An 804-nucleotide genomic window follows, 5' to 3' on the forward strand; every position below is an offset into this window, starting at 1 on the left:
ACAGCTTGGTATTGGTGTTCGGTACGGCTTGTGTAGGATAGGTGGGAGACTGTGAAGCATCCACGTCAGTGGGTGTGGAGTCAACGTTGAAATACCACTCTGGTCGTTCTGGATATCTAACCTCGGTCCGTGATCCGGATCAGGGACAGTGCCTGGTGGGTAGTTTAACTGGGGCGGTTGCCTCCTAAAAGGTAACGGAGGCGCCCAAAGGTTCCCTCAGCCTGGTTGGCAATCAGGTTTTGAGTGTAAGTGCACAAGGGAGCTTGACTGTGAGACAGACATGTCGAGCAGGGACGAAAGTCGGGACTAGTGATCCGGCGGTGGCTTGTGGAAGCGCCGTCGCTCAACGGATAAAAGGTACCCCGGGGATAACAGGCTGATCTTGCCCAAGAGTCCATATCGACGGCATGGTTTGGCACCTCGATGTCGGCTCGTCGCATCCTGGGGCTGGAGTAGGTCCCAAGGGTTGGGCTGTTCGCCCATTAAAGCGGTACGCGAGCTGGGTTTAGAACGTCGTGAGACAGTTCGGTCCCTATCCGCTGTGCGCGTAGGAAACTTGAGAAAGGCTGTCCCTAGTACGAGAGGACCGGGATGGACGAACCTCTGGTGTGTCAGTTGTTCTGCCAAGGGCACCGCTGATTAGCTACGTTCGGAAGTGATAACCGCTGAAAGCATCTAAGCGGGAAGCACGTTTCAAGATGAGGTTTCCAGACCCGCGAGGGTGAGAGGCTCCCAGCTAGACTACTGGGTTGATAGGCCGGATGTGGAAGCACAGCAATGTGTGGAGCTGACCGGTACTAATAA

1 rRNA gene is annotated in these 804 nt (G+C 55.2%); it reads left to right on the plus strand.

The window, feature by feature from the left end:
* Positions 1-804: ribosomal RNA gene (locus ABD979_RS19970) — 23S ribosomal RNA — on the plus strand; the annotation flags it as partial.

Origin of the sequence: Terrabacter aeriphilus (assembly GCF_039542985.1) — a bacterium.
In the GTDB taxonomy this organism is placed as follows: domain Bacteria; phylum Actinomycetota; class Actinomycetes; order Actinomycetales; family Dermatophilaceae; genus Terrabacter; species Terrabacter aeriphilus.